The 25,472-nt window shown below is 70.4% G+C and carries 22 protein-coding genes and 1 pseudogene; 9 read left to right on the forward strand and 14 right to left on the reverse strand.

Annotation, left to right across the window (positions count from 1 at the left end; translation table 11 throughout):
• Positions 1–33: 33 nt before the first annotated feature.
• The gene (locus POL72_RS04070; RefSeq protein WP_272093679.1) at positions 34–744 is read left to right on the forward strand and encodes a nucleotidyltransferase family protein; all 711 of its coding nucleotides are present in this window, start codon (positions 34–36) and stop codon (positions 742–744) included.
• On the opposite strand, the gene POL72_RS04075 is transcribed toward POL72_RS04070, so the two are convergent.
• The 3 genes from POL72_RS04075 to POL72_RS04085 all read right to left on the reverse strand — a co-directional run bounded on the left by POL72_RS04075 (position 733) and on the right by POL72_RS04085 (position 3,489).
• Positions 733–1,878 (reverse strand): DegT/DnrJ/EryC1/StrS family aminotransferase, encoded by a 1,146-nt coding sequence (locus POL72_RS04075; protein ID WP_272093680.1) that lies wholly within the window; start codon positions 1,876–1,878, stop codon positions 733–735. The two genes, POL72_RS04070 and POL72_RS04075, sit on opposite strands and share 12 nt — an antisense overlap.
• 77 nt (positions 1,879–1,955) lie before the next feature.
• Positions 1,956–2,954 carry an SDR family NAD(P)-dependent oxidoreductase gene (locus tag POL72_RS04080; RefSeq protein ID WP_272093681.1) on the reverse strand — a complete coding sequence of 333 codons (999 nt, stop codon included), beginning with the start codon at positions 2,952–2,954 and terminating at the stop codon, positions 1,956–1,958.
• 172 nt (positions 2,955–3,126) lie between these two features.
• Entirely contained in the window at positions 3,127–3,489 is a 363-nt protein-coding gene (locus POL72_RS04085; RefSeq protein ID WP_272093682.1) for a hypothetical protein, read from the reverse strand.
• A 180-nt stretch (positions 3,490–3,669) separates the two neighbouring features.
• Between POL72_RS04085 and POL72_RS04090 the strand changes: the two genes are divergently transcribed.
• Positions 3,670–4,530: an endonuclease/exonuclease/phosphatase family protein gene (locus POL72_RS04090; protein ID WP_272093683.1), complete on the forward strand. Its 861-nt coding sequence runs from the start codon at positions 3,670–3,672 to the stop codon at positions 4,528–4,530.
• A 77-nt stretch (positions 4,531–4,607) separates the two neighbouring features.
• Positions 4,608–5,603, forward strand: a complete 996-nt coding sequence (cysK, locus tag POL72_RS04095) for a cysteine synthase A (protein WP_276596376.1) — start codon at positions 4,608–4,610, stop codon at positions 5,601–5,603.
• Between the two features lie 59 nt (positions 5,604–5,662).
• Here the strand turns inward: cysK and POL72_RS04100 are convergent, their stop codons facing one another.
• From POL72_RS04100 to POL72_RS04115, 4 genes are all read right to left on the reverse strand, one after another.
• On the reverse strand, positions 5,663–7,204 hold the full coding sequence (locus POL72_RS04100; RefSeq protein ID WP_272093684.1) for a complex I subunit 4 family protein: 1,542 nt from the start codon (positions 7,202–7,204) through the stop codon (positions 5,663–5,665).
• On the reverse strand, positions 7,201–8,634 hold the full coding sequence (locus POL72_RS04105) for a proton-conducting transporter transmembrane domain-containing protein (protein WP_272093685.1): 1,434 nt from the start codon (positions 8,632–8,634) through the stop codon (positions 7,201–7,203). Before POL72_RS04105 ends, POL72_RS04100 begins: the two co-directional genes overlap by 4 nt.
• Entirely contained in the window at positions 8,624–11,683 is a 3,060-nt protein-coding gene (locus tag POL72_RS04110) for a YbcC family protein (RefSeq protein WP_272093686.1), read from the reverse strand. The genes POL72_RS04105 and POL72_RS04110 overlap by 11 nt, the downstream gene beginning before the upstream one ends.
• A 78-nt stretch (positions 11,684–11,761) precedes the next feature.
• Entirely contained in the window at positions 11,762–13,432 is a 1,671-nt protein-coding gene (locus POL72_RS04115; RefSeq protein ID WP_307730540.1) for a SulP family inorganic anion transporter, read from the reverse strand.
• Between the two features lie 257 nt (positions 13,433–13,689).
• Here POL72_RS04115 and POL72_RS04120 point away from each other — a divergent pair, with 257 nt between their 5' ends.
• On the forward strand, positions 13,690–14,277 hold the full coding sequence (locus POL72_RS04120; RefSeq protein WP_272093688.1) for an RNA polymerase sigma factor: 588 nt from the start codon (positions 13,690–13,692) through the stop codon (positions 14,275–14,277).
• Positions 14,274–14,876: a hypothetical protein gene (locus tag POL72_RS04125; RefSeq protein ID WP_272093689.1), complete on the forward strand. Its 603-nt coding sequence runs from the start codon at positions 14,274–14,276 to the stop codon at positions 14,874–14,876. The genes POL72_RS04120 and POL72_RS04125 overlap by 4 nt, the downstream gene beginning before the upstream one ends.
• Positions 14,877–14,991: 115 nt before the next feature.
• Here the strand turns inward: POL72_RS04125 and POL72_RS04130 are convergent, their stop codons facing one another.
• A complete protein-coding gene (locus POL72_RS04130; RefSeq protein ID WP_272093690.1) occupies positions 14,992–15,984 on the reverse strand; it encodes a sigma-54 interaction domain-containing protein in 993 nt (330 codons plus the stop codon).
• A 245-nt stretch (positions 15,985–16,229) separates the two neighbouring features.
• On the opposite strand from POL72_RS04130, the gene POL72_RS04135 reads away from it, so the two are divergent.
• The 4 genes and pseudogenes from POL72_RS04135 to POL72_RS04150 all read left to right on the forward strand — a co-directional run bounded on the left by POL72_RS04135 (position 16,230) and on the right by POL72_RS04150 (position 18,199).
• Positions 16,230–16,454, forward strand: a complete 225-nt coding sequence (locus POL72_RS04135; RefSeq protein ID WP_272093691.1) for a hypothetical protein — start codon at positions 16,230–16,232, stop codon at positions 16,452–16,454.
• Positions 16,451–17,062, forward strand: coding sequence for a hypothetical protein (locus POL72_RS04140; protein ID WP_272093692.1), 612 nt, complete (start codon positions 16,451–16,453; stop codon positions 17,060–17,062). Before POL72_RS04135 ends, POL72_RS04140 begins: the two co-directional genes overlap by 4 nt.
• 93 nt (positions 17,063–17,155) lie before the next feature.
• Positions 17,156–17,440, forward strand: a pseudogene (locus POL72_RS50170) (phosphoenolpyruvate carboxykinase domain-containing protein); the annotation flags it as partial.
• A gap of 18 nt (positions 17,441–17,458) precedes the next feature.
• Positions 17,459–18,199, forward strand: coding sequence for a hypothetical protein (locus POL72_RS04150; protein ID WP_272093693.1), 741 nt, complete (start codon positions 17,459–17,461; stop codon positions 18,197–18,199).
• A gap of 33 nt (positions 18,200–18,232) precedes the next feature.
• Here the strand turns inward: POL72_RS04150 and POL72_RS04155 are convergent, their stop codons facing one another.
• The 6 genes from POL72_RS04155 to POL72_RS04180 are packed head-to-tail and all read right to left on the reverse strand — an operon-like array spanning position 18,233 to position 25,409.
• The gene (locus POL72_RS04155) at positions 18,233–18,979 is read right to left on the reverse strand and encodes an NADH-quinone oxidoreductase subunit B family protein (RefSeq protein WP_272093694.1); all 747 of its coding nucleotides are present in this window, start codon (positions 18,977–18,979) and stop codon (positions 18,233–18,235) included.
• A gap of 2 nt (positions 18,980–18,981) precedes the next feature.
• Positions 18,982–20,454: a hydrogenase large subunit gene (locus tag POL72_RS50915; RefSeq protein WP_272093695.1), complete on the reverse strand. Its 1,473-nt coding sequence runs from the start codon at positions 20,452–20,454 to the stop codon at positions 18,982–18,984.
• Positions 20,451–21,887 carry a proton-conducting transporter transmembrane domain-containing protein gene (locus POL72_RS04165; RefSeq protein WP_272093696.1) on the reverse strand — a complete coding sequence of 479 codons (1,437 nt, stop codon included), beginning with the start codon at positions 21,885–21,887 and terminating at the stop codon, positions 20,451–20,453. Before POL72_RS04165 ends, POL72_RS50915 begins: the two co-directional genes overlap by 4 nt.
• Positions 21,884–22,504 (reverse strand): hypothetical protein, encoded by a 621-nt coding sequence (locus POL72_RS04170; RefSeq protein ID WP_272093697.1) that lies wholly within the window; start codon positions 22,502–22,504, stop codon positions 21,884–21,886. Before POL72_RS04170 ends, POL72_RS04165 begins: the two co-directional genes overlap by 4 nt.
• Positions 22,505–22,512: 8 nt before the next feature.
• A complete protein-coding gene (locus POL72_RS04175) occupies positions 22,513–23,436 on the reverse strand; it encodes a respiratory chain complex I subunit 1 family protein (RefSeq protein ID WP_272093698.1) in 924 nt (307 codons plus the stop codon).
• On the reverse strand, positions 23,433–25,409 hold the full coding sequence (locus tag POL72_RS04180) for a proton-conducting transporter transmembrane domain-containing protein (RefSeq protein WP_272093699.1): 1,977 nt from the start codon (positions 25,407–25,409) through the stop codon (positions 23,433–23,435). Before POL72_RS04180 ends, POL72_RS04175 begins: the two co-directional genes overlap by 4 nt.
• Between the last annotated feature and the right edge of the window lie 63 nt (positions 25,410–25,472).

Here is a 25,472-nt window from a genome sequence, read left to right on the forward strand (position 1 = left end):
CCGTCGGGGCAGCGCGTGGGTATACGTCACCGCATGAAGGCAGTCGTGCTTGCCGGCGGCAAAGGCTCCCGGCTCCGCCCCTACACCGCGCTTATCCCGAAGCCGTTGATGCCGATCGGGGATCACACGATCGTCGAGATCCTCCTCCGGCAGCTGGCCCGGGCGGGGGTCACCGACGTCGTGATGTGCGTCGGCCACCAGGCCGCGCTCATCGAGGCGGTCGTCGGCGAGGGGAGCCGATACGGGCTGCGCATCTCCTACCAGCGCGAGGACACACCGCTCGGGACCGTGGGTCCGCTCCGGGTCATCGAGCGGGACCTGCCGGAGCGCTTCCTCGTGATGAACGGCGACATCCTCAGCGATCTCGACTTCACGGCGCTCCACCGGACGGGCGAGTCGACCGGATCGCCCCTCACCGTCGCCGTCTGCGAGCGCGCCTCGAAGATCGACCTGGGCGTGCTCGACCTCGGCCCCGACGGGCGCGTCGTCAGCTTCCGCGAGAAGCCGACGTACACGTTCTGGGTCAGCATGGGCATCTACGCGATGAGCCGCGGCGTGCTGCGCTTCATCCCCGAGGGCCGGCCGTTCGGGTTCGACGACCTGATGCACGCGCTGCTCGGCGCCGGCGAGCCGGTCGCCACCTTCCCCTTCCGGGGCCACTGGCTCGACATCGGAAGGAGCGACGACTTCGCCGAGGCGCAGGACGAGTTCGAGAAGAACCGGCAGCGGTACCTACCCGAGTGACGCGGCGAGCGCCTCGCACACGGCGTCGACGTCGGCGTCGGGCATGCGCGGGTGGAGCGGCAGCGTGAGCTGGCGGCCCGCGATCGCGTCCGTCCGCGAGAGCCCCTCCTTGCGCACCCGTTCGGAGGCACCGTGGTGCGAGAAGCGGTGGATCGGCGTGTAGTGCACGCTCGTCTGGATCCCGCGCGCCTTCATGGCCTCCATCACGGCCTCACGCGAGGTGCCCTCGGGCAGGAGCACCGGCATGAGGTGGTGCGCGCTCTCCCCCAGCCCGCGCGCGTAGAAGTCGCGGTACGGCAGCCCGAGGCCCCGCACCCCGGCGAGGCGCTCGTGGTAGCGCGCCGCGAGCGCGCGCCGACGCGCGTTTCCCGCCGCGAGCCGGCCGAGCTGCACGAGGCCGATGGCGCTGCGGATCTCGTCGATGCGGTAGTTCATGCCCGCCTCCACGACGTCGTAGGTGAACGCGTGCCCCTTGTGCCGATCGAGGGTGAGCGTCGTCATCCCGTGCGCGCGGAGGAGCCGCATGCGCGCGTGGAGCGCGTCGTCCCTCGCGATCACGGCGCCCCCCTCGCCCACCGCGAGGTTCTTGTTCGAGAAGAAGCTCAGGCAGCCGACGTCCCCCAGCGTCCCGAGCGCCCTGCCCCGGTAGCTCGCGAGCGGCGCGTGCGCCGCGTCCTCGACCACCGCGAGCCCCCGCTCGGCCGCGATCGCGGAGATCGCGTCCATGTCGCAGGGGTAGCCGGCGTAATGGACGACCGCGATCGCCCGCGTCCTCGGGGTGATCTTGCGGACGATGTCGGCGGGATCGACGCCGAGGTCGTCGTCGCCGACGATGTCGGCGAGCACCACGTTGGCCCCGCACAGGAGCGCGGCGTTGGCGGTCGCCACGAACGTGAGGCTCGGGCAGATCACCTCGTCGCCGGGGCCCACGGAGAGCGCGGTGTACGCGAGGTGCAGAGCGGCGGTGCAGTTCGTCACGGCGAGCACCCTCGGGGTGCCGAGCGCCTCGCCGAGCTCCCGCTCGAACTGCGCCGTCCGCTCCCCCATCGTCAACCAGCCCGACGCGACGACCTGCCGCGCGGCCTCGGCTTCTTCAGGGCCGAACGAGAGATCGCTGAGAGGTATCTTCCACATGGCCTTCCATCCATCCAGCCGGCGCCTCGCGGAGAGGGCGCGCGAGGCGCTGGCCCCCGGCCGCGCGGCGGCGCGCGTCAGATCGCGTACTCGCGCGGCCGGTAATCGGTGAGGTGACGCTCGACATAGGCGTACGTCCGCGCGAGCCCCTCCTCGAGCGGCACGCGGGGCGCGTAGCCGACGAGCTCCGCGGCGCGACGGAAATCGGCGAGCAGCACCATGACCTCGCTCGCGTCAGGGCGCACCCGGGCCTCGTCCGTCACGAGCTCCGCGCGCTTGCCCGTCACCTCGAAGATGAGCCGGATCAGATCGCCGATCGAGATGGCGCGCCCGCTCCCGACGTTGAGCGTCTGCCCCACGGCCCGCGCGCTCGATCCGACGAGGAGGAAGCCGGCGACGGTGTCGGTCACGAAGTTGAGGTCCCGCACCGGCGTGGTGCTCCCGATGCGGAGCGCGGCGCTGCCGGCCGCGAGCTGCTGCATCACGCTCGGGATGATCGCGCGCGACGACTGCCGCGGGCCGTAGGTGTTGAACGGCCGGATGGTCGCCACCTCGAGGCCGAACGAGAGGTGATAGCTCTCGGCGAGCTTGTCGGCGCCGATCTTCGTGGCCGAGTACGGGGACTGGCCGGTCAGGGGGTGCGCCTCGTCGATGGGCGTGTAGCGCGCGGTGCCGTAGGTCTCGCTCGTCGACGTGTGGACAACGCGCGCGCCGTGCTCGCGCGCCGCCTCGAGGACGTTCAGCGTGCCCTGCACGTTCGTCGCCACGTACTGCTGCGGGGCCACGTACGAGTACGGGATCCCGATCAGGGCCGCGAGGTGGAACACGACGTCTGCGCCGCGCACGAGCGACCGGACCGCGCCCGCGTCCTCCACGTTGCCGGGGACGACCTCGACCTCCACGAGGACGTCCTCGGGGAGCCGGTCGAGGTGCCCGCGCCGCGAGCCCGAGGTGTACCGGACGAGCGCCCTCACGCGCGCGCCCTCCCGGATCAGCGCCTCGACGAGGTGGCTGCCGATGAACCCGCCGGCGCCGGTCACCACGACGCGCTTGCCGCGATAGAAGCCTTCGCTCACGGCCGCGTCCGTGGCCTCTGCGGGTTCGCGCGTCAAGCGCGTACCGAGGCGGCGCGCCCGTTTGCGCCCGGCGGCGCTGCCCCGCGCGCGGGGCGGGCCGGCGCGCGCCACGCGCGGGCAGCGCCGCCGCGCAGCGGCCCGCGAGGCGCGCTGGCGGACGGCGTCGCGGGGATCACTGGATCTGGATCTGGTCGGTGGGCGTGTTGCCCGCCCCCTCCGCCGTGCCGAGCTCGCGGTGAACGCAGAGCCCCTGCTTGCAGTACGACTCCGGCGGGGGCTTGCAGTCCACGTTGGGCTCCTCGCACTTGCCCGTCTTGTAGCTCTCCGACATGGGCTTGATCTTGTCGAAGGTCGCGTTGCTGATGGGCTTCGCACAGCCCGGCCACTCGCTCTGACGGCAGTCGGCGTCCGTGTTGCAGTGCTGCGCCTTGTTCACCAGCTCGAAGGCGTCGCCGCGGACTTTGTCGCACTCCTTGGGATCCATCTTGCTCTCGCAACCGGCGGCCAGCGCGAGCAGGAGGAAGCTCGCGGTCATGCAGAGCGAGGTCCGAGGTCGGAAGGAGGCCGATCCTGGCCGCCCGCGTCGACGAGCACACGTGATCATTCAGGGTTCTCCCGGTCAAGGCCGCCCTTCCGCGCCGGAGGGGCAGCGGCCTGCGCCGGGCCCTTCGTATCACGGCTGGATCCGGGCGCGCAGCTGGCGTAGCCCGTCGACATGGAACGTCCTCGAGAAGGCTCCGGGGTCAGCGGCGCCCCGCACGGCGGATCCGGCATCCGTGTTCGCAGCTCCCTCCGGGTGCTCACCCTGAACATCTGGAACCGCCACGACCCGTGGGAGGCGCGCCTCGAGCTCATCCGGGAGGGGCTCCGCGAGCTCGATCCCGACGTTGTCGGCCTCCAGGAGGTCCTGTCGTACGAGGGCCGATCGCTGGCCGACAGCATCGCGGACGGGCTCGGCTACGAGGCCGCGTTCGGCGCCGCGCACGACCTCGGCGGCGGCGTGCTCTTCGGCAACGCCGCGCTGTCGCGCTGGCCGATCGCGCGGAGCCAGGCGTTCCCCCTGCCCACGGGCGAGACCGACGAGAAGCGCTCGATCCTGCTCGCCGAGCTCGGGTCGCCCCACGGCGCGATCCCGTTCTTCGTCACCCACCTCAACTGGAAGTTCCACCACGGCGCCGTGCGCGAGGCGCAGGTCGCGGCCGTGGCCGACATCGTCATGCGCGAGGCGCCCATGGAAGGCCTGCCGCCCATCGTCGTCGGCGACTTCAACGCGCAGCCCGAGGCCACGGAGATCCGGTTCATGAAGGGGCTGCACGCCCTGAACCAGAAGAGCGTGTACTTCGCCGACACCTTCGACCAGGCGGGCAAGGGCCCCGGGTTCACCTTCGATCCCGCGCGGAACCCGTTCGCGGCCATCACGAACGAGTACCCGCGCCGCATCGATTACGTCTTCGTCCGCGGCCCGGACGCGCAGGGGCGAGGCAAGCCCCTCTCGTCGAGGGTCGTCTTCGAGGAGATCCGCAACGGCGTCGCCGCTTCGGATCATTACGGGGTGCTCTCGGAGATCTCGATGTAAAGCGGGCCGGCGCCCCCGGAGGGGCGCGCGCTCCGGCGCGTGCCCGGGGGTGCCCTGTTCACGTGTACACTGGCGGCATGTCGTCCCCTCGAGCGCCGGGCGGCGAACCGCCGAGCCCGCCCGACGCGCCCGGCGATAGCTCGGCTCCTCCGCCTGCTGTCGCGGTCCGCGTCGGTCCGGTCGTGCCGGACGCCCTGTCGCTCATCGGCGGCACGCCGCTCGTCCGCCTCGCCCGGATCTCGCCCGAGGGCGGAGGCGTCGTCTACGGCAAGCTCGAGTCGATGAACCCGGGCGGCAGCGTCAAGGACAGGGCGGCGCTCGGCATGGTGCTCTGCGCCGAGCGCGAAGGGATCCTCAGGAGAGGGTCGACCATCGTCGAGGCGACGAGCGGCAACACGGGGATCAGCCTCGCGATGATCGCCGCCGTGCGCGGCTACCGCTGCGTGGTGGTCATGCCCGAGGACATGAGCGTCGAGCGCCGGCACGTCCTCCGCGCGTACGGCGCCGAGATCGTCCTCACGCCCGAGGGCCAGGGCATGGCCGGCGCGGTCGCCCGCGCGATCGAGATCTGCGAGGCGACCCCCGGCGGGTGGATGAGCCAGCAGTTCCAGAACCCGGCGAACCCCGGCGCCCACGCGCGCGCCACCGGCCTCGAGATCCTCGCGCAGACCGGCGGCGACATCGCGGCCTTCGTCGCCGGCGTGGGCACGGGCGGCACGCTGACCGGCTGCGGTCGCGTGCTCCGGGATCAGCTCGGCAGCGCGGTCCGCATCTGCGCCGTCGAACCGACGAAGAGCGCCGTGCTCTCCGGGCGAGGCCCCGGCCCCCACGGCATCCAGGGCATCGGCCCCGGCTTCGTCCCGGCGATCCTCGAGCGATCGCTCATCGACGAGATCCTCACGGTGACCGAAGCGGGCGCCTCGCGCATGGCGCGGCGGCTCGCCCGCGAGGAGGGGCTCCTCGTCGGGCCGAGCTCCGGCGCCAACGTCCACGCGGCCGTGGAGATCGCGCGCAGGGTGCGCGGGACGATCGTGACCGTGCTGCCCGACTCGGGAGAACGCTACCTGCTCTGAGGCACGTCCGGCGGCTGCGGCGCGCGCAGCGCGCGCCAGCCGCCGGACGCGGCTCGTGGCTACGGCCGTCCGCCACGACGGGTCGCTCGGCCGTCCGCGTCGGTGAAGCGGCGGTTCGCCGCTGCCGCGAGGCGCGCCTGCGCGCCGTGCGCCACGTCGTGGAGGACCCGCTCGACCACCGGCTCATGGATCGCGATCAGCCGCGCCGGGGCCACCCCCAGGACGACGGTGAGTGCGACGAGCGCGAGCAGGAACGCGCGCTCGCGAAGCACGAGCGCCTCCAGCGCGGCGCCCTTCAGGTGGCGCCGGAGCGGCCCCAGGAAGGTCCGCTGGAACGCCCGGAACAGCGTGATCCCGTTGAGCGCCGCCGCCGTCAACGCGAGCACCGCGAGCACGGGATGGGCATGCAAGATTCCATGCAGGAGCAGGTCCTCGCTCACGAACGAGAGCGCTCCCGGCATCCCGATCATGGCGCAAGCGAGCAGGAAGAAGAAGGCGGCCATGCGGGGCGTCCGGGCGACGAGGCCGCCGAGCTCGCGCGTGTCCGCCGTACCGGCGCGCGCCTCGATCGCGCCGACGACCATCGTGAGCCCCGTGATCGCGATCGACAAGGCGACGCTCTGCAGGAGCGCGCCGCTCACGCTCTGCGGGCTCAGCGAGGCGACCCCCAGGAGCACGAGCCCCTTCTGGCTCGCCACGAGGTAGCCGAGCAGCCGGCGCAGATCGGTCTGGACCAGCGCGAGCACCGCGCCGTGCAGCGCGCTGATCAGGCCGAGGACGGCGAGGATCGGCATGCCGTCGGCGCAGCCAACGGGCAGGAGCGTCGCCCCCACGCGAACGAGCACGCAGACGCCGACCTGCATCTGGGCGAGCAGGATGGTCACGCCGAGCGGCCCCCGCTCCAGCAGCACCGGCAGCCAGCCGTGGAACGGCACGGCGGCCATGCGCATCAGCACCGCGATGCCGACGAGCGCGAACAGGGGCGACTGCCATGCTTCGGGGACGCCGACGCGGGCGATCTCCTCGACGTCGAACGGCAGGGCGGCGCCCTGGCGCGCGGCGAGCACGGCGATGGCGCCGATCGCCACGACGAGCGGCGCCGTGCCCCCCAGCAGGAAGATGCGGCAGGTGCGCCGGAGGAGCGGGTCCTGGGCGCCCTTCCTGGCGACCAGGCGATCCACCGGCACGAGCGCAGCGACCCACGCCGCCGCGAGCACCGCGAGATCGACGGAGCAGAACACGCCGAGGATGGCGCTGCCGGTGGCGAGCAGCGCGGCGGCGCCGGGCCGATCGATCGCGGCGCGCGGGCTCGCGGCGAGCAGGGCGAGCAGGACGAAGCCGAGCAGAGGGAGCAGGGTGATGGTGAAGCCGTCGAGGCCGAGGCGGAGGCGCGCCCCGAGGAGCGGCAGGGCGGGCCCCCCGGCGGTCAGCGCGACGCCGGCGTACGAGAGCGCGAGCGGCAGCAGCGAGAGGAGCAGGGTGAGCGCCGCGCCGATGAGGGCGACGCGGCGCGCGCGCTCGTCGCTGCGCGCCCGGGCGGCGAACAGCGCCGCGATCGCGGGCGTGAGGATGAGCGTCCCGAGGAGCGGAAAGGCGTTCATGTGCGAGCCCTCTTCGTGCCGCGCGCGCGGGGCTGAAAGGCCGCCGCGCCCTCTGTCGCGTCGCGGGCGTCCTCGTCGCCGGGCTCTGCGGGGGTGCGCTCAGGCCAGCCGCTCAACGCCGCCACCCAGCGGCGCTCGCTCTGGTCGAGCAGGCGCCCGAGGCGCATCAGCGGCGCGGCGACGAGCCGCTCCTGCAGCCCCTCGAGGTGGAAGCGGTCGAGGGACAGCCAGTACGCGCGCCGCACGAGCGCCGCCGGCAGGAGCCGGCCAGCGAGCCCGAGGTGCGGCAGCGGCTCGCCGGCGTGCGCGGCCCGGATGTCCTGCGCGTCGCGGAGCGCCGAGGGGGCGCGCAGCAGCTGGAGGCAGCGCAGGCAGGCGTGGGCGAACAGGTGGACGAGCGCGAGCCAGTAGAGCCCGAGCCCGATCTCCACGAACATGAGCCCCACCTGCGTCATCGTCGCGTGCGCGAGCGCGCCCTTCACGTCCGCCTGCACGCGCCCCACCATCGTGCCGTAGACGGCCGTCGCCGCCCCGACGCAGGCGACCACCACGCTCGCGGCGAGCGAGCGCTGGAGCAGCGGGGCCGCGCGGAGCATGAGGTACACGCCGGCGTGCACCGAGATGGCGCCGTAGAAGAGCGCGCTCGACGGCGTCGGCCCCTCCATGGCCCGCGGCAGCCAGCTGCCCACGGGAAACTGCGCGCTCTTGCCCATCGCGGCGAGGAACAGGCACAGCGCGAGCGCCGTGGCCGCGCCGGGCCCGAGCGACGCGGCGGTCCCGGGCCAGGGCGAGCCGCCGAACACCTCGCCCCACTGCGAGGAGCGGGCGACGTCGTGCATGAGCACCGCGCCCCCGAGCAACCCGATGTCGCAGAGCCGGTAGGTGATGTACACGCGCACCGCGGCCCGCGGCGGCGCCTCGCGCTCGTGGAAGAAGGCCACGAGCAGCACGCTCGTCGCGCCGACCAGCTCCCAGCCGGCGAAGAGGAGGTCGACGGTGCCCGCCGACACGAGCCCCAGCATCCCGGTCGAGAACAGCGCGAGGAGCAGGAAGAAGCGCGCGAAGCCCGGCTCGCGGTGCAGGTACGCCACCGAGAACCTGCCGACCAGGAGCGCGATCAGCGAGACGAGGAGCATCATCGTCGCCGACAGCCGATCAACGAGCAGGACGACCTCGAACGCATAATCGCCGAGCTCGAACCAGTGGCCGAGCGCCACCGGGACGAACGCGTAGGGCGCCGCGACGGCCGAGAGCCATATCGCCAGCGAGGCCGCGAGCGAGAGCGCGAGCGTGGAGAGCACGACGCGCGACACGACGCGCTCGCTCGGCGTGCGAACGAGCAGCAGGTAGGCGCCGAGCGCGGCGAACGCCGCCGCCGGAGAGAGCACGGCGAGCGCGGCGAGCTTGCCGAGGAGCACATCAGACAGCATGGTCGACGACCTCACGTGGCCGCGTTGACGCGGCTCGGATGAGCGCAGGCGGAACGAAGCCGGACCTCCCGGCGTACCAGTCGGCGGAGCGCTGGACCGCAGGCAGGGGTTGATGCGGTGGAGAGAACGGCGCGAAGCCGTCGCCCGTGAAGCACGCGATCCGGCCCGTCGCCGGATCGACGCAGGCGAGCTGGATCCAGCCGTTGCCGATGAGCTCGCGGAGGGCCGGCTGCCGCGCGTAGAGCGCGCCTGCCGTCTCCGTGCTCGCCTCGACGATGACGAGCAGGCGCACCGGCTCGTGGATCTCGATCATCTGCTTCGGCAGCCCGGTGCGCAGGTCGCTCAGCGATCCCTCCATGACCCCGAGCAGCGAGGCGAGGTTGTGCGGGAGCTTGGTGCCGGCGCCATAGCGGCGGTTGTCGACGCAGGAGAAGTAGTACTCGAGGTTGATCCCTGCCCCGACCGGGCCGACCGCGAGCAGGATGCGCTCGAGGATCGTCCCGCCCTGGTCCTGGGTCGGGTCGTACGAGACGAGGAACGCCCTGCGGTCGAGGAACAGCCCGCGGGTGAGCGAGCGGCGGCCGACGACGCAGACCGCGTTGGTGACGTGCCCCAGCTCGGGCCGCGCCTCGCTGAGATCCGCGGCGCGCGCCTCGACGTGCGCGAGCGCCCGCGCGGCGTCGCCCTCGCGCGGCGCCGACGCGAACCTCCGGCAGCGCTCGTGCGCGTGCTGCTGGCGCGCAGCGTCGAGCGCCCCGACCAGCGCCGAGAGCTCGCCGCGGTGGGACGCCGGCACGAGGTTCTGGTCGTAGAGGACGATCTCGTCCGTCGTCGTGTTGTTCATGCCGCCGAGGAAGAAGGTCCCGTCCGGGATGTCGATGCCGCGCGCGGCGAGCAGCACGCGGACCTCGGGATCGTTCGCCATGGCCGCGAACAGCCGCGCGTTCGGGCCGCCGTGGCGGCCGCCGCACGCGCCGCAGTCGTACGCCGACTGGTGCGGGTTGTTCACGCTGGTCGCCCCGTGGCCGAGCACGACCACGATCGGCGCAAAGACGCGCGTGAGCCCCATGTTCTCCAGCGTGGCAGCCACGCGGGCCGCCTTGGCCGCGGCGGTGAACGGCTGCCCCTCGCCGCCCGCGGCCGAGCCCTCGTCATGCGGGCTGTGGAGCCGCGTCGGCACCGGCGGGAGCAGACGCCGCTCGAGGGCGCGGCGCAGCCTCGCCACGGCCCGCGGAAACAGGGTGCGTCCCACGAGCGGCACGGTGGACAGGAGGCCCAGGGTCGGGGTGAGCAGCACGCCGCGCGCCATGGTGTGGGTACCGCGCCCCAGCGCGTGCAGGAGCCGCGCCCAGCGCTTGCGGCGAGCCTTTCGGCGCCAGCCCGCCTCCTCCTCGTGCGGCCGCTCGACGATCTCGTGCGCCGGCTCCACGCCGACCGGGCAGAGGCTCACGTGGCCGGCGTCGTCGAGCCCGCGGTAGCGGATCGGCACGCCGAAGAACCCGGCCACGCCGAAGGTCTCGTGCCGCGGCGACAGCTCCTCGAAATGCCGCCGGAGGCCCTCGCAGCGGTCGTCGATGCAGAACGCGACCTGGAAGCGCGGCGCCTCCACGGAGCGCTCCTCCTCCGGGCGCCGGAGGTTCGCGGCGATCCCGTGCAGCACCTCGGTCCGGTGGTGGTGCTCGTAGGCCTCGTGCAGGACGCGGCGCCGCGCGATCTCGTCGAACGCCTCGAGCGCCTCGAGCGCCCAGACGCGCTCCGCCGTGGACAGCGGCTCGATCTCGGCGGCCGAGAGGCCGGCGAGCTGAGCGAGCTGGAACAGGCGGAACGGCCTGGCGTGGTCGGGAGAGCTCGACGGCGGCGCAGGGGGCCGCGCGGCCCGCCGGGCATGCTCGACGAGGCCAGCGAGGGGCCCCCGGTACCCGAGCCGCCGGCGCGCGACGTCGCGCAGCGCGTACCGGGCGAGCGTCAGGCGCACGGCGAGGTACTCGACCAGCGACACGGGCGGCGATCCCGGAGGCCGGTCGCTCGGGGTGTGCTCGAGGCGGTGGATCATGCCGGCCCAGCCCGGAAGCTCGAGCAGCACGCGCGTCACGTACACGTCCCAGTGATCCTCGGTGACGGAGAGCTCCTCGAGGGCGCGCAGCGCGATGGCGGGCGGCGACAGCGCCTCCGCGTCGAGCCGGCGGAGCTCCACGTCGAGCCCGACGAACGCCGGAGCGGCCAGCCAGGAGCCCTCGAGCGCCATGTCGCGAAAGCAGCGCCAGAGCCCCTGCGCTCGATCGGGCATCGCCCAGTGCGCGATGCCCTCGTCAAGGTAAGCGCCAAGGAAGCGGATCACGAGCGGATCGACGAGCTCGGCCGGGTCCTCGCCTGCGAGCTCGATCAGCAGATCGCGGTGCGACCGGTCGGCGCCCACGCGCTCGACGAGCGGCGGCTCCACGGGAGGGGCGGGCGGCAGCGGAACGGCGCGGCACGCGTCCCAGAGCGCGAGGGCGGCGCGCGACTCCGGATCGCGGCCCCCCCGGTCGAGGAGGCGCGCCGCGATCTCCGGGTGCGCCTCGAGCCAGCGCTCCGTGTTCTGGACGATGCGCCGGCGTCGCTCGTCGGGGACGTCGGCCCGGAGCCTGCGCGTCTCCCCCGCCTCGGAGATACGCCACAGGAGGCCCGCCGCGGTCTCGGCGTCGATCGGGTGGCGCAGCGCGAGCCGCTCGATCTCGTGCCGGGACAGCGGGCCTCGGCGCTCGTCCGGCCGCGCGGCGAACCGCCCCGCGAGCGCGGCCTCGAGGTCCTCGTCGCCGATCCGACCCGACGCGATGTGCGCGCGGTAATCTGCCTCGGAGAGATACGGCTCGGCCTCGAAGACGGCGCTCGCCGCGGCGAGCGCGTCGTGGAACGGCAGGTGCTGGAACGCGTGCAACGTGTTGTGGTGGACGAACACGCCGATCGGCCCCTGCGCCGGCAGGAGGTGTCCGGCGTGCTCGACCACGTCGGACAGGTGCTTCTGCCGGGCGGCGCTCGAGCGAAGATCCTGAGAGAGCTCGCTGTTCATGGGGTTCCCGAGTGGCGGTTGTTCATGGAGAGCCCCACGCGCGCTTCCCCCTCCCGCGCCATGGCGTCTCGACTCGATTCAACGCTCGGCGACGGGGCTGATGACGGGCCGCTTCCTCGCCGAGAGCGGGTGGGAGGACATCTGGAAATGATCGCCGAGGCCGGCGAGGGTCAAGGTCCGCCCATTTCGTTCCATCACGCCCTGGAGCTCATGCAGATTGGACATGACCGTGTGATCGACCAGGCGGGCATCCGCGAAGTTGATCTCGATGTTCGCAACCTGCGCGTGGTTGTCGATCTTCCGCTGGATGCTGAGGTAATTGCTGAAGATGGCGGCGTGCTTGACGCGCAGCACGACCCGCCCGTCCTCGACGCGCTCGTCCACATCGGGGCGGAAGACGACGCGCAGCGGCGCGCCGTTCGTGAGGTGAATGAGCAGCTTCACGGCGATGCCGGCCGCGACGCCGACGAGCAGATCGGAGACGATGCACATCACAGCCGTGGTGGCGAAGATGACGAGCTGCTCCCTGCCGATGCGGAGCGTCTTCGCGAACTCCTTGGGCGACGCGAGGCGGGTGCCCGTGAAGGTGAGCATGGCGGCGAGCGCGGCGAGGGGGATCCGGTGGATGAGGCCCGGCGCGAAGGCCACGAAGAGGAGGAGGAAGGTCCCGTGAAAGAAGTTGGACAACCGGCTCTTCGCGCCGTAGCCGATGTTCGCGGAGCTGCGAACGATTTCGGAGATCATCGGCAGCCCGCCGAGCAGGCCCGCGATGAGGTTGCCCACGCCCGTGGCAAGCAGATCCTTGTCGAGGTTGGACCGGCTCTTCGCGGGATCGAGCGAGTCGACGGCCTTCGCGGACAGGAGCGACTCGATGCTGCCCACCAGCGAGAACATGACGATATATTTGATGGACGCGGGCGTGCCGACGTGGCTGAAGTCCGGGAAGACGATCGCCTGGAGGAGGTTTCCAGGCAGGTTGACGAGGAAGCTCGGCCCGATCGCGTACGTCGCCTGGGTCGCCGCGAGCGTGTACGTGTGCTCGTGCTCGAGATCGAAGACATAAGCGAGCGGCACGGACAGCGCGAGCACCAGCATCGGCGCGGGGATCTTCTGCATCCAGCTCGCTCTCTTGGCGAGCAGCGGATAGCCGAAGAGGAGGATCATCGAGAGGACGCCGATCGAGGCGATCTCGGGGTTCAGGCGCGACAGGCTGCGCGGGATCTCGAGGATCAGGTGGAGCGGATCTTTCGCCGAAGGCGTGACGCCGACGAGCGTGTGGACCTGCTTCGAGCAGATGATGATCCCGATGGCCGCCAGCATGCCGTGGACCACCGAGGAGGGGAAAAAGTCGCCGAGCGTGCCCGCGCGCGCCAGGGCGAAGGCGATCTGTGTCACCGCGGCGATGGCGATGCAGGCGAGCGCGCGGCGGTAGCCCACGGCGTTGTCCCCACCGCCGAGCTCCTGGACGGCGCCGAGCGCAATGACGATGAGGCCCGCGGCGGGCCCCTTGATGGTCAGCGGCGCGCTGCCGAGCCAGGTGGCGACCATGCCACCGACGACGGCGGTGAGCACGCCCGCGATGGGGGGGAACCCGCTCGCCATGGCGATGCCCAGGCAGAGCGGTAGGGCGATCAAGAAAACGAGGAACCCTGAAACCAGGTCGTTCCTCCATGTGGACGCCGCGGACGTCGACGTCCTAGAAATCTTCGGATTGGACATGCGGTGCTCGCCTTGGAGTTGGGGCACCATGTGGGCCCGCTGTTCGTCAGAACACGGCCCAGGACGGGACCACTCAGCCCGAGGTTCCCGCTCGGGGTGACAATTTCGTGCGGCGCCCAGGAACCTCGGCGCGGCTCCGTTCCGTCCCAGGGCGGCCGATGCACATTTCCCCCTCCTCCGGGGCGCCGTCGCTCGCCCCCCCGTGGCGCGAGCGGCGGGCGCTACCGTTCCGTCCATTCCACGCTAGAGTTCCGGCCTTCGACGCTCTAGATGCTCGAACGGCCCTCATGACCGAATCGCGACCCTCCCTCGGCGAATCGCGTGCGGCGTTCGAGTCGGCGGTGCGCCCGGTGCTCCCCCGGCTCTATCGATTCTGCGCCTCGCTCTGCGGCGCGCGAGACCAGGCGGACGATCTTTTCCAGAACGCGTTGCTCAAGGCATACCTGCACGCGGCGTCCTTCGAAGGGCGCTCGGACCTCGGCGTCTGGCTGTGCGGGATCGCTCGGCACGAGTACCTGGAGGCCTACCGGACCGAGGCGCGGCGCCGCGGCCTGCTCGATCGGCTCGTCGAGGTGTGCAGCGAGGCGCTCGGCATCCTGCCTCGCGCCGAGGTCTCGAGCCCGGAGGCGGCCGCGATCTTGAACCAGGACACCGGAGTGCTCCTTGCGTGCCTCCAGGAGCTGCCGGAGGAGTTTCGCACCGTGGTGGTGCTATGCGACATCGAGGAAGTGGGCTATGACAACGTGGCCGAGCTCCTCGGGATCCCCAAGGGGACGGTGAAGAGCCGCCACGCTCGCGGGCGCGCGCGGCTGCGCGACGCCTACGAGCGTCTGGCGGCGCCGCGTGTCGTCGCGGCGCGGGAGGGTTCGACATGAGCGGGCACGACCGCGAACTGCCTCCGATTCCGCAGGATCTCGAGGCGAGCGTGCGGGCCCTGCGCTCGATGACCCCCCCCGATGCGCTCGTCGAGCGCGCGCTGAGCAAGCTCCCCGAGCGGCCGAAGCGCCCGGCGGCTGCAGAAGGGTCGCAGCGGGCGAGCAGCCTCTGGGGGTGGAAAGCCTTCCTCGCGGTCCCGGCGCTCGCGGCGCTGGCGAGCGCCGCCTTCGTGGTGGGCGACATGGGCGCAATATCACCGGCGATCGAGCGCTCCGAGGAGCTTGCGATCGCCTTGCCTGAAGAAGGGGACGCGTGGATGCACCTCGATCTGTGGACCCACGGCCACGCGGACGAGCCGGCGGTGGTCCATCTCGAGGTGCCCGAGCACGTGCGCGTGAGGTTGCCTGACGGCGAAGGAGGATCGCGGGAGCAGCACTGCCAGCAGGAGCGCTGCTCGCACAGGCTGACGCGCTACCGCGGCGACGCGCCGCTCAGCGTGGCCGTCGCTCAGCCGGGCCGGTACGAGATCCACGTCCGCCACGAGTCGAACGAGGCGCGCGTGCGCGAGCGCTTCATTCTGATAGCGGCGCGCGATTGAGCCCAGGGGGCGTGAAGACGACCTCCTCTTCGAGGGGTGCTCCTCGCGGGCGCTCGACCGCTTCCGGGTGAGCCTTCCAGGTTGGTAGGAAGCGCCTTGCGGAAGGCGCTCCGGTTCACCTCTTCGCCGCCTTCTGCTCTCCACGAACACGCACACTTGGCACCCGCACGCGCCCCGCTGCGACGTAGCGTTGCACCGTCCTCAGGCTGATCCGAAGCCGCGCCGCCGCCTTGATCTTGTCGCCCCCGTCGCGCTCCAGCGCCGCCTCGACGATCTGCTGGATGAGCGACTCCAATCCGTCGTCGAGGTCGAGCACGAGCGAGGTGCTGGCGCGCGACACGCCCGCGGCGGCTTCTTCGGGCATGACCTGCGAACGGACGCCCTCGGGCAGATCGGCCACGCGCACCTGCCGCCCATCCCGGAGCAAGCAGAGCGTCTCCACGACGTTCCGGAGCTCGCGCACGTTGCCAGGCCAGTCGTAACGGAGTAGCAGCGCCTTGGCCTGCCGGCTGAACCTCGGCGGGCGAACCCCGTGTCGCGCCGAGTGCTGCGCGGTGAACTGATTCAGCAGGGGCGCGATGTCGGCGCGCCGCTCCCGCAAAGCGGGGACATTGAGCGTGATGCCCTGGATTCGATAGAACAGGTCGGCGCGAAAGCGGCCCGCGCGCACCTCCTGATCGAGCGGTCGCAGCGTGGCAAACATCAACCGGACATCCGCCTCGATCTTGGTCGCGCCGCCCACGCGCATGTACCGGCGGTTCTCGAGGAATCGCAGGAGCTTCGCCTGCATCGGCATCGGCATCTCGCCGATCTCATCGAGCAAGAGCGTGCCCCGCTCGGCCGCTTCGACTTTGCCCTTCGCCCGCTCGCTCGCCCCGGTGAACGCGCCGCGCTCGTGACCGAAGAGCTCGCTTTCAAAGAGCGCGTCGGGGATCGCCGCGCAATTGATGGGCACGAACGGCCCGCGCCGACGCTCCGAAAGCTCGTGCGCGCGCCTCGCCAGCACCTCCTTGCCGCAGCCGCTCTCGCCGATCAGCGTCAGGGTGACGTCCTTCGCGGCGACGGCGCGGAGGATTTGGTCCGCCTTTTTCATGGCGTGGGAGCGCATGATCGGCTCGAATACGACGTCAGGTCGTCGTTTTCGCTCTCGCACGCGAGAAATAGTGAGCGATCTGGTCGCAACCTGCAAGCCCGACGACGAAAGCGGCTCCAGCGATCCACGTCACCCCTCGACTGGCGAAAGCCGTCGGCTGTCTGGCTTGGAAATGCCGAGAAAGCACGCCGCTTCGAGCGCTCCAGGCACGGCCCACGGCCAAGCCGTGTTCCGGCACGGATTCTGCTGTAGCAAATACCGTGAACGAAGGTCCCACGACGAACCGCGCGCTCCGCGCCTGGGTCCAGGCGATCGCCGAACACACGCGGCCAGCACGCATCCGTTGGTGCGACGGCAGCGCGGAGGAGCGGACCCCCGTCGAGCGCGACATGGCGCTCTCCGGTTCGTTCATCGAGCTGGATCCGCAGACCCCCGAGCGTCTGGCGGCGCCACGCGTCGTCGCGGCGCGCGAGGGTTCGACGTGAGCGGGCGCGACCACGATCTGCCTTCGATTCCCCCGGATCTCGAGGCGAGCGTGCGGGCGCTGCGCTCGATGAACCCATCCGATGCGCTCGTCGAGCGCGCGCTGAGCAAGCTCCCCGAGGGGTCGGAGCGCCCGGCGGTGACAGGCAGCGCGCGGTCGCAGCGGGCGAGCTGCCCTTGGCGGTGGAGGGCCTTGCTTGCAGCCCCAGCGCTCGCGGCGCTGGCGACCGCCGTCGTCGTGGCGGGCGACAGGGGCGCGGGATCTCCGGCGATCGAGCGCTTGGAGGAGCGTGCCATCGCCTTGCCTGAGGAAGGGGACGCGTGGATGCACCTCGATCTGTGGACCGACCGCCACGCGGACGAGCCGGCGGTGGTTCACCTCGAGGTGCCCGAGCACGTGCGCGTGCGGCTACCTGACGGCGACGGTGGAGCGCTGGAGCAGCACTGCCAGCAGCAGCGCTGCTCGCACTGGCTGACGCGCTACCGTCGTGGCGACGCGCCGCTCAGCGTGGCCGTCGCGCAGCCGGGCCGCTATGAGATCCACGTTCGTCACGAGTCGAACGAGGCGCGCGTACGCGAGCGCTTCGTGCTGATCGCCGCACGCGAGTGAGCCTGGCTCTACTGCGGGAAGTCGGCCAAGGAAGCGAACCGCCAAGCCGCCAAGGGCGCCAAGAAAACCGGGGGATACGGCGAAGCGCGGAGCTCTCGTCACGGCGTCTACATCGGTGCGACCATGGCGAGCGAGACGACCGCCGCGGCGACCGGCGCTGTCGGCGTCCTCAGACACGATCCCATGGCGATGCTCGCCTTCTGCGGGTACAATATGGGCAGTTACTTTGCGCACTGGCTCGCGGTCGACAGCGGCGCGTGGTTGAGCGAAGCCGATGGTGTCCTCGACCTCCTCCGCAAGTTCGCGGATCGACTCCCCGCGGCGCCGCTGGCCGAGCACCGGTTGCTCGTCAAGCGACTGCACGATTCGCTGCATTGAGCTGAGCTGGGAGAACTCGTGGAAAACCGTATCAAATCTTCGGCGGCGAACGTCTGCCGCGATAGAGACCAGGCCTCCGCAGATGGCCGCGCTGCCGGACCACCGGCAGGTGCCGTCGCGGAAGCGCTGCGAGCAGGGCGCAGCCCCAGGAATCGCGACTTCGACCGCTTCCTTCCTGATAAGCTGCGCGCCGTCTCCGCTCAGTTCTGGACGCCGATCGAGGTCGCTGTTCGCACGGCCCAGTGGCTTGACGAGTTCGACGTCCGCACCGTCGTCGATGTCGGGTCGGGCGCCGGCAAGTTCTGCGTGGCGGCGGCGCTGGCGGGACGCAGCCACTTCACGGGGATCGAACAGCGACCTCGGCTCGTCATGGCGGCGCGCAGCCTCGCGCGGATCTTCGAGATCGAGGACCGCGCTTGTTTCGTCGAAGCCGCCCTGGGGAGAGCGGAGGTTCCTCGCGCGGACGCCTACTACTTCTTCAACCCGTTCGGCGAGAATCTCTTCGGACGAGAAGAGCACCTCGATGAAGACGTCGAGCTGGGCGTCGATCGATACCAGCACGACACTGCGGCCGCCGAAAGGCTCCTGGACGAGGCGCCACTCAACACCTATCTCCTGACGTACAACGGCTTCGGCGGACGGGTACCGGACAGCTATGACGAAGTCCGCGTCGATCGGGAGCTCCCAAACGTCCTGCGGATGTGGCGAAAGGCGCGCCTTGTGGCGACCGGTCCGGGTCTAGCGCCGGATGAGCGCTGATCACCACGACGACGCGTGATGCGCCGTCGCACATCACGCGATCCCGAGCAGATCGAGTATCGCGTTTACGAAGGTGAGCGGGTGCGGGGGACATCCAGGGACGTAGAGTGAAGGGCCAACGCTCTCCAGGAAGCCGCGGTCGACGCCCGCCGCGCCGTCGTAGAGGCCCCCGGAGATCGCGCAGGCCCCCACGGCGACGACGAACCGCGGCTCGGGCATCGCATCCCAGGCCAGCCGAACCGCCTCCTTCATGTTGCGCGTGAGCGGACCTGTCAGGACGAGCGCATCCGCGTGCCGCGGAGAAGCTACCCACTCGATCCCGAACCGCTGCACATCGAAGTTGACGTTGGTGACGGCGTTCAGCTCGAGCTCGCAGGCGTTGCAGCCGCCGGCCGAGACCTGGCGCATCTTCAGAGACCGCCCGAACAACCTCGAGAACGCCGCGGAAGCGCGGACCCGCACCATCTCCTCTTCGCCCTCTCGAACCGTGAGGTCAACGGGCTCGTTCCCGCCCATCCTGGGCTCCGGCCTGAACTCGATCTTCGTCTCGGGACAGACCTCCGCGCAAGCGTTGCAGAAGACGCAGCGGCCCAGATCGAGCGCCACCGGAGCCAGCCGGATGGCCTGGGTCGGGCACGCGTCGCGGCACGCGCTGCAATCGGCCGCGCAGGGGTCGCGGCGGATCGTCGGGCGACCACGAAACCCGGTTGGTACTGCCTTGCGGAGATCCGCGATGGCCTGCGTGCCCTGGGAGGCACGTACACGGAGCGACAAAAACATGCTCATAGATCGTTCCCGCAGTAGGAGAGGTCGAAGCTCTTGTTGCAGATCGGGAAGTCCGAGATCTCGTTGCCGCGCACCGCGAGGGCGAGCCCCATCCAGTTGCGGAGCGATGGGTCCTGGACTTTGTAATGGACCACCTCGCCGTGCGCGCCGGTCTCGATGCAGTGGACGACCTCTCCCCGAAAGCCCTCCACGAGCGAAATGGCAAGCTGGTTCGGCGCGAGCTCGCCGATCGATAGCGGCGGATGCTCCCAGTTCGGGTAGAGCGCGATGACGGTCGATATCCACGACAGGGACGCTTCGATCTCCGCGATGCGGATACGCGCGCGTGCCCAGCAGTCGCCGTCCGGCAAGACGGCGGGCTGGATGGGCACCACGCTGTACGCCCCGTGCTCCATGAGGTGGCGCGCGTCGAGCTCGATCCCCGAGGCGCGCGCGGCCAGCCCGACGAGCCCGAGCTCCCGCGCTTGCGCGGTCGTCAACGTTCCCGTGGAACGCAGCCGGTGCTGAACCGTTCGTGCCATGAGAAAGCAATCGTTGATGATCGGCAGATCTGCTTGAAGCAGCTCGAGGTTCGCGCGAATGTCGCGCAGCGTCTCCGGCGGCAGCCGCATCCGGACTCCGCCGGGACGTAGCGCTCCTCTGCCGAAGCGGCTGCCACACAGCCGCATCATCGTGTTGATCGCCGTGGTTCGGAGCCGGCCGTAGGTCGTCGCTCCCTGCAGAAATCCGACATCCGCCGCCATCCCGGCGAGCCCCGAGAGGTGCATCGCGACCCGCTCGAGCTCGAGAGCGACCGCCCGGGCGAGCTCGGTTTCGCCGTCCAGCTGGCATCCCGCGAGGCCCTCGAGGGCGGAGCAGTACGCCCATGCGTGAGCGACGCTGGTATCTCCCGCGATGGTCTCGATGAGCGGGGTCAGGCTCCGCGGATCACGCTCGAGGAGCCGACGTTCGACGCCACGGTGCTGATAACCGAGGTGGATCTCCAGGTGATGCACCTGCTCCCCGAGGCACATGAAACGAAAGGAGCCGGGCTCGATCACCCCGGCATGGATGGGGCCGACAGCGACCTCGTGCACCTCCTTCCCTTCAATCTTGTAGAATGGGTGCGAGCGCATCGCCGATTGCTCCTGCCCCTCGTAGCGGATCGGCTTGAGCCACGGATGTCCGGCGATTCGCACGCCGGTCTGCTCGTGGAGCTCGCGCTCGAAGCAGTGAAGCGCGGCGTGCTCTGTCGTCATCTCGTGGTACCCGCGCTCCGGGGCCACCTCGGTCCTCGAGACGCGCAGGGAACGGTCCGACGCCTGAAGAACCGCCGTGATCGCGACGCGGTCGAGGTCGCGCCTGCCGACCAGCGTGACCACACGCATGTCCGCGCGGAGCTGCTTCAAGAGATCTTCGCGCCACGGCCCCGGCTCGAGCCTCGGGATCGCGTCCACGGCGACCTGGTGGGCGGTCATCGATGCCTTCACGGCCCCTCCAAGCAACCAGCCACCTGCGCGAGCAGCGAGTTGATGGGCGGCGGGATGTAGACGCCCAGCACCACCAGCGCGACGAGGAACCCGAGCTTGGGCAGAGCGACCGGCAGCGTCTGCCGAGGCCAGCTGCGCTGCCTCGTGGGTTCACCCCAGATCATCGGAAACACCGCTCGCCCCGTCGCCACGAACGTCATCGTGATCAGCACGCAGAAGGCGGCGAAGACGAGCATCTGCCCCGAGCCGACGAGGGCAGACAGGATCAGGAGCTCTCCGAGAAAGCTGCCGAACGGCGGAAAGCCGAGCAGCGCGAAGGTGCCGACCATCAAGAACCCGCCGCTGTACGGGAGGTCCTCGATGAGGCCCGATATCGCGCGCGTGTCCTTGGTACGATAATGAGCCTTGATCGTGCCCGCCGTGAGGAAGAGGATCGCCTTGATGAAGGCGTTGCTCAGGACATAGAGCAGAAGTCCGTAGGACGCCGACTTGCCGACGCCGAGGCCGATCGCGATCACTCCGGCATGGTTGATCGACGCATAAGCGATGAGGCGCTTCAGGTTGCGGGTCGCTATGATGCCGACCGTCGACACGACCACCGAGACGATGCCCATCGTGAGGAGCTCGCCTTCCAAGAGCGCCGCGTGGGTCGGTCGGACCACCTGAACGACGCGGAGCAGCGCGACGAGAACGCAGTTGAACTGGACGGCGCCGAGGAGCGCCGCGACGGCCGGCGGGGCCTCGTCGTAGGCCTCCGGGAGCCAGCTGTACATCGGCGCGAGGCCCAGCTTGGTGCCCAGCCCGAGGAGCGCCAGCGCGGCCCCGAGCTTCGTCCAGTGGTTCACCGGGATCGCGGAAGGCTCGAGGAGGCGATCGAGGAAGAACGTCGGAGCCTGGCCGCCGGCTTCGAGCCCGCGCCCCAGGCAGATGAAGCCGACGAGGAGCACGCCGAGCCCGACGGACGAGAAGAGCAAATAGCGCCATGACGCTCGATGGGACGCCGGTACGCCGGGTCGCACGATGAGGGGCGCGGCCGCGAGGGTGGTCGCCTCGAGCGCGATCCAGAGCAACACCAGGTGATTCGCGATAAGCACCGTGTTGGCTGCAGCCAGGAACAACAGCGCCAGCCACACGAACCGCGCGATGTCCTGGCGGAGCGCCGGGGTCGTGTACACCCGATGCATCACGTACAGGGAGATGCCGAGGAAGATCGAGTCCACGACGGTCATGAAGAGCCGTGAAGTCGCGTCCAGGCGAAAGAATCCGCCGAGAGAGCCCGGGACGTCGGGGGGCATCGCGGCTCCCATGATCGCGAGGGCCGTCGTTATCGCGGAGGCGCCGACAAGGACCAGCGTGGCTCGTTCGCGGGCGGCGCGCGCGATGAGCGCCACGGATGCGAGCGCTGGAAGCAGGACGAGGGCGATCGTGCTCATAGCGTGGGCCCCTCCACGGCGCCCTCGGGCTGCGCGGCGGTGCTCGCGCCGAGCATCTTGAGATACCAGCGATAGAGCGCGATCGTCACGGCGACGACGGCGACCTGACCGAGCTGAACGGCGAGCATGTCGTGCTCGTGCGCGCCGCCGAGCTCGAATAGAGCGATCGCGTTCTCGACGCGAAGAACACCCACCATCTGGCTGAACGGACCGGATTGCGTCGATAGCACGAGGAAGCCGAGCAGCACCCCCGCTGCAGCCACCGCGACGAGCGTTCGCTGCTCTCCGTGCTCGGGGACGAGCGACTCGGAGAAGTTGAAGGCGAGGAGGACGATGCCGAGGGCGATCGTCCAGGAGAGGAGGTTCGGCGAGATGACGTCGTTGCGCCGGGGCGCGTTCTGCGACCGAAGCACGCGGTAGAGCGCGATCGGCGCGGCGAGCCCGCGCAGGAGGACCAGATCGCCCAGGGTGACCCAGTCACTCACGGCGTCGAGCTCCGGATTCAGGCGGTACGCCACCCACGCCATCAAGAACCCTTGGCAGGACAGGCCGAGCAGGCTCGTCCGCCACGTCGCGACGAACAGGGGGATGAGCAGCACGCCGAGCAGCGTATTCAAGAGGGGGCTCATTCGGGGCCCCCCGCCCGCCACACGGTCGCGAGGAGCGCGACCGAGCCAGCGGCGAGCGCGATGACGATGTACTGGGGAACCGAGCGTAGCTTCAGCCGGGCTACCAGGGATTCGATCGTTCCAATCACGACGCCGGCCGCGAGGGTCAAGGCGAGGTTCGCGGCGGCGCAGGCCGCGCCGCCGGAGCCCGCCCACGGATTGAGGAGCGTCGCGACGATGGACGCGCCGACGAAGAGCTTGATCGCGGAGCCGAGGTGGATGCACGCGAGATCCGGGCCGCTGTGGTCGAGGATCATGACCTCATGCACCATCGTGAGCTCGAGGTGGGTCGTCGGGTCGTCGACGGGCATGCGCGCCGCCTCGACCTGAAGCACGATGAGCATCGCCACGACCGCGGCGCCCCAGACGAGCGCGGGTGCGCCGGCGTGGAGGTGCGGCGCCAGCGCCTCGTGCAGGGTGCGTCGGCCCCCGACGAGGCTCAGCGCGCCGGTGACGAGGAACAGCGCCGGCTCGAGGAGCGACGAGAAGACAGCCTCCCGCGCTGCGCCCATCCCCTCGAAGGAGCTCCCCGTATCGAGCGCGGCGAGCATGATGGCGACGCGGCCCAGCCCCCACACGTACGCGAACCACACGAAATCGAGCTGGAACGACGCGAGGGGCGTCGAACCGAGGAGAGGCGCGATGAGGGCGGAGCCCACCGCGGTCGCGAGGAACACGTACGGCGCGACCCGGAACAGCGGTGTCGTCGTCGTGCTGTAGACAGACGATTTCCGAAAGAGCCGCCTCACGTCATGGACGAGCTGAAGGACCGGCGGTCCCTTGCGCCCGGACCAGAGCGACTTCACGCGGTTGATCACGCCGGTGAGGACGAACGGCATGACGACGAGCACGGCGACGTTCGCGAGGCGGGTGAGCATCATCGGCCGACCCCTCCGACGACCATCGCGCCGATGATGACGAGCGCCACGAGCCCTGCGGCGAACGCGAAGCGCGGCTGCTCTGGGATGCGGTCAAAGGCTTGAGCGATGAAGTTCTCTCCGTGCCCGAGCACCTCGAACATGCGTCGCTCGACGGCGTCGACATGGTGCGTCGACAGATGGCCGGGCTGCTGCGGGAACGGCCCCTCGGGCAGCCGCTCCCTTCGAAGCGACGGCAAGAAGGATGCGAAGAACCGCGTGAATTGCTCGGAGAACGAGCTCCCCGTGTACTGCATGCGAGAGGAGGTGGCGGTGGTTCCACACCCCCACGTGACGCTTCGCCGCGCCGCTCGACCTCGACGCCAGCCGATCACGCCGGCGACGAGCAAGGCGCCGGCGAGCGCGCGGCTCGCCCACGCGAGCGGAGCGAGCAGGGCCGGCAGCGTGCTCGCGCTGGACTCGATGGGAAAGAGCCTCAGCGCGGCGCCTATCGCTGCGATGCCCAGGTCTGGAGCCACGCCGATGGCGACCACGAGCGCGGCGTGGATCACCATGGGCCAGAGCATCGAACCCGGCGCGTCCTCGCCGACGTGGAGCCCTGGCTCCCGAGGCACGCCGAGGAACGTGAGCCCGAAGGCCCTTGTCATCGACAGCGCGCTCACCGCGCCGACGAACGCCAGGGCCGCCGCCGCTGCGATGGTCACCACGCTGCCTTGACTGGAAGGCGCGCGCCCTGCGAGGAGCCCGGCGTAGATCAGGAACTCGCTGACGAAGCCGTTGAGCGGCGGGAGCGCGGAGATGGCCAGGGATCCGATGAGGAAGAGGATGGATGTCCGCGGGAGACGCCTCGCGAGCCCGCCGAGCCGCTCGAGATCGACGGTGTGCGCAGCCCGGTAGATCGCTCCAGCGGCGTAGAACAGAAGGCACTTGAACAGCGCGTGATTCAGGACGTGCAGGAGGCCGCCGCCGAAGCCGCACACGGTCAGCGCAGGGACTCCCCAGGCCCATCCCAGGTATCCCACCCCGAAGCCCATCGCTGCGATGCCGACGTTCTCTGTCGACGAGTACCCGAGCAGGCGCTTCAGATCGCGCTCGGCGGACGTGGAGAGGACGCCGAAGAACGCGGAGAGCGCGCCGAAGCCGAGCACGCTCCATCCCATCCACTCGTCGGGTCGTCCCATGAGCAGCGTGAAGCGGAGAAAGGCAAAGAGACCGGCCTTGTGGATCACGCCGGACATGAGCGCCGAGATGTGCGCCGGCGCCGCGGAGTGGGCTCGGGGAAGCCACGTGTGAAACGGAAAAAACGCGGATTTCAGCGCGAACGACGCCCCGAGGAGCAGGAAGAGCGTCCCCCGCGTCGGATCCTGGCTCGACAGGAATTTGCCGAACACGGCGAAGTCCATGGAGTCGGTCTTGCTGTGGAGCAGCATGAACGCCGCGACAAGGACGAAGAGCCCGACATGGGTTGAGATGAGATAGTTGAAGCCGGCAAAGCGGATCTTCTGGTTTCGGTAGTCCCAGATGACGAGCAGCCACGCTGCGAGGGCGGCGATCTCCCATCCCAGCAAGAACACGAGGGCGTTCTGCACCGAGTAGATCAGCACGAAGGACAGGGCGACCATGTTCAAGAGAGCGAAGTGGGAGCCGCCGTTCCTCCCTCGATCGAAGTAGGGGCGGAGGTATCCGACGGCGTAGATCGTTCCGAGCAGCGTCATCGGGAGGGACCACGCGAGGAAGAACGCTCCGAGCGCGTCGACGCGAAACGCCATGCTGTCGATGGGCGTCGGCCAGGGCCACACGATCTCCAGAGCCTCGCCGCCTCGAAGGAGGGGGGCGACCCTCGCGAGCACGAGCGCTGCGGCGATCGCTTGCGAGGCGATCGCCGCAGCGCTTCGCGCGCCGTTCGAGCGCAGGCCCAGCGAGAGCGCCGCCCCGACGAGCAGCACGGGCACGCTGAGAAGCAGGGATCCCGTCACCTTGCTGTCCTCCCGCGACGTCCGATGGCGCGTCGCGCTGCGCCAGGAGGAGATGAATGCAGG

The organism is Sorangium aterium (assembly GCF_028368935.1).
Taxonomy (GTDB): Bacteria; Myxococcota_A; Polyangia; order Polyangiales; family Polyangiaceae; genus Sorangium; species Sorangium atrum.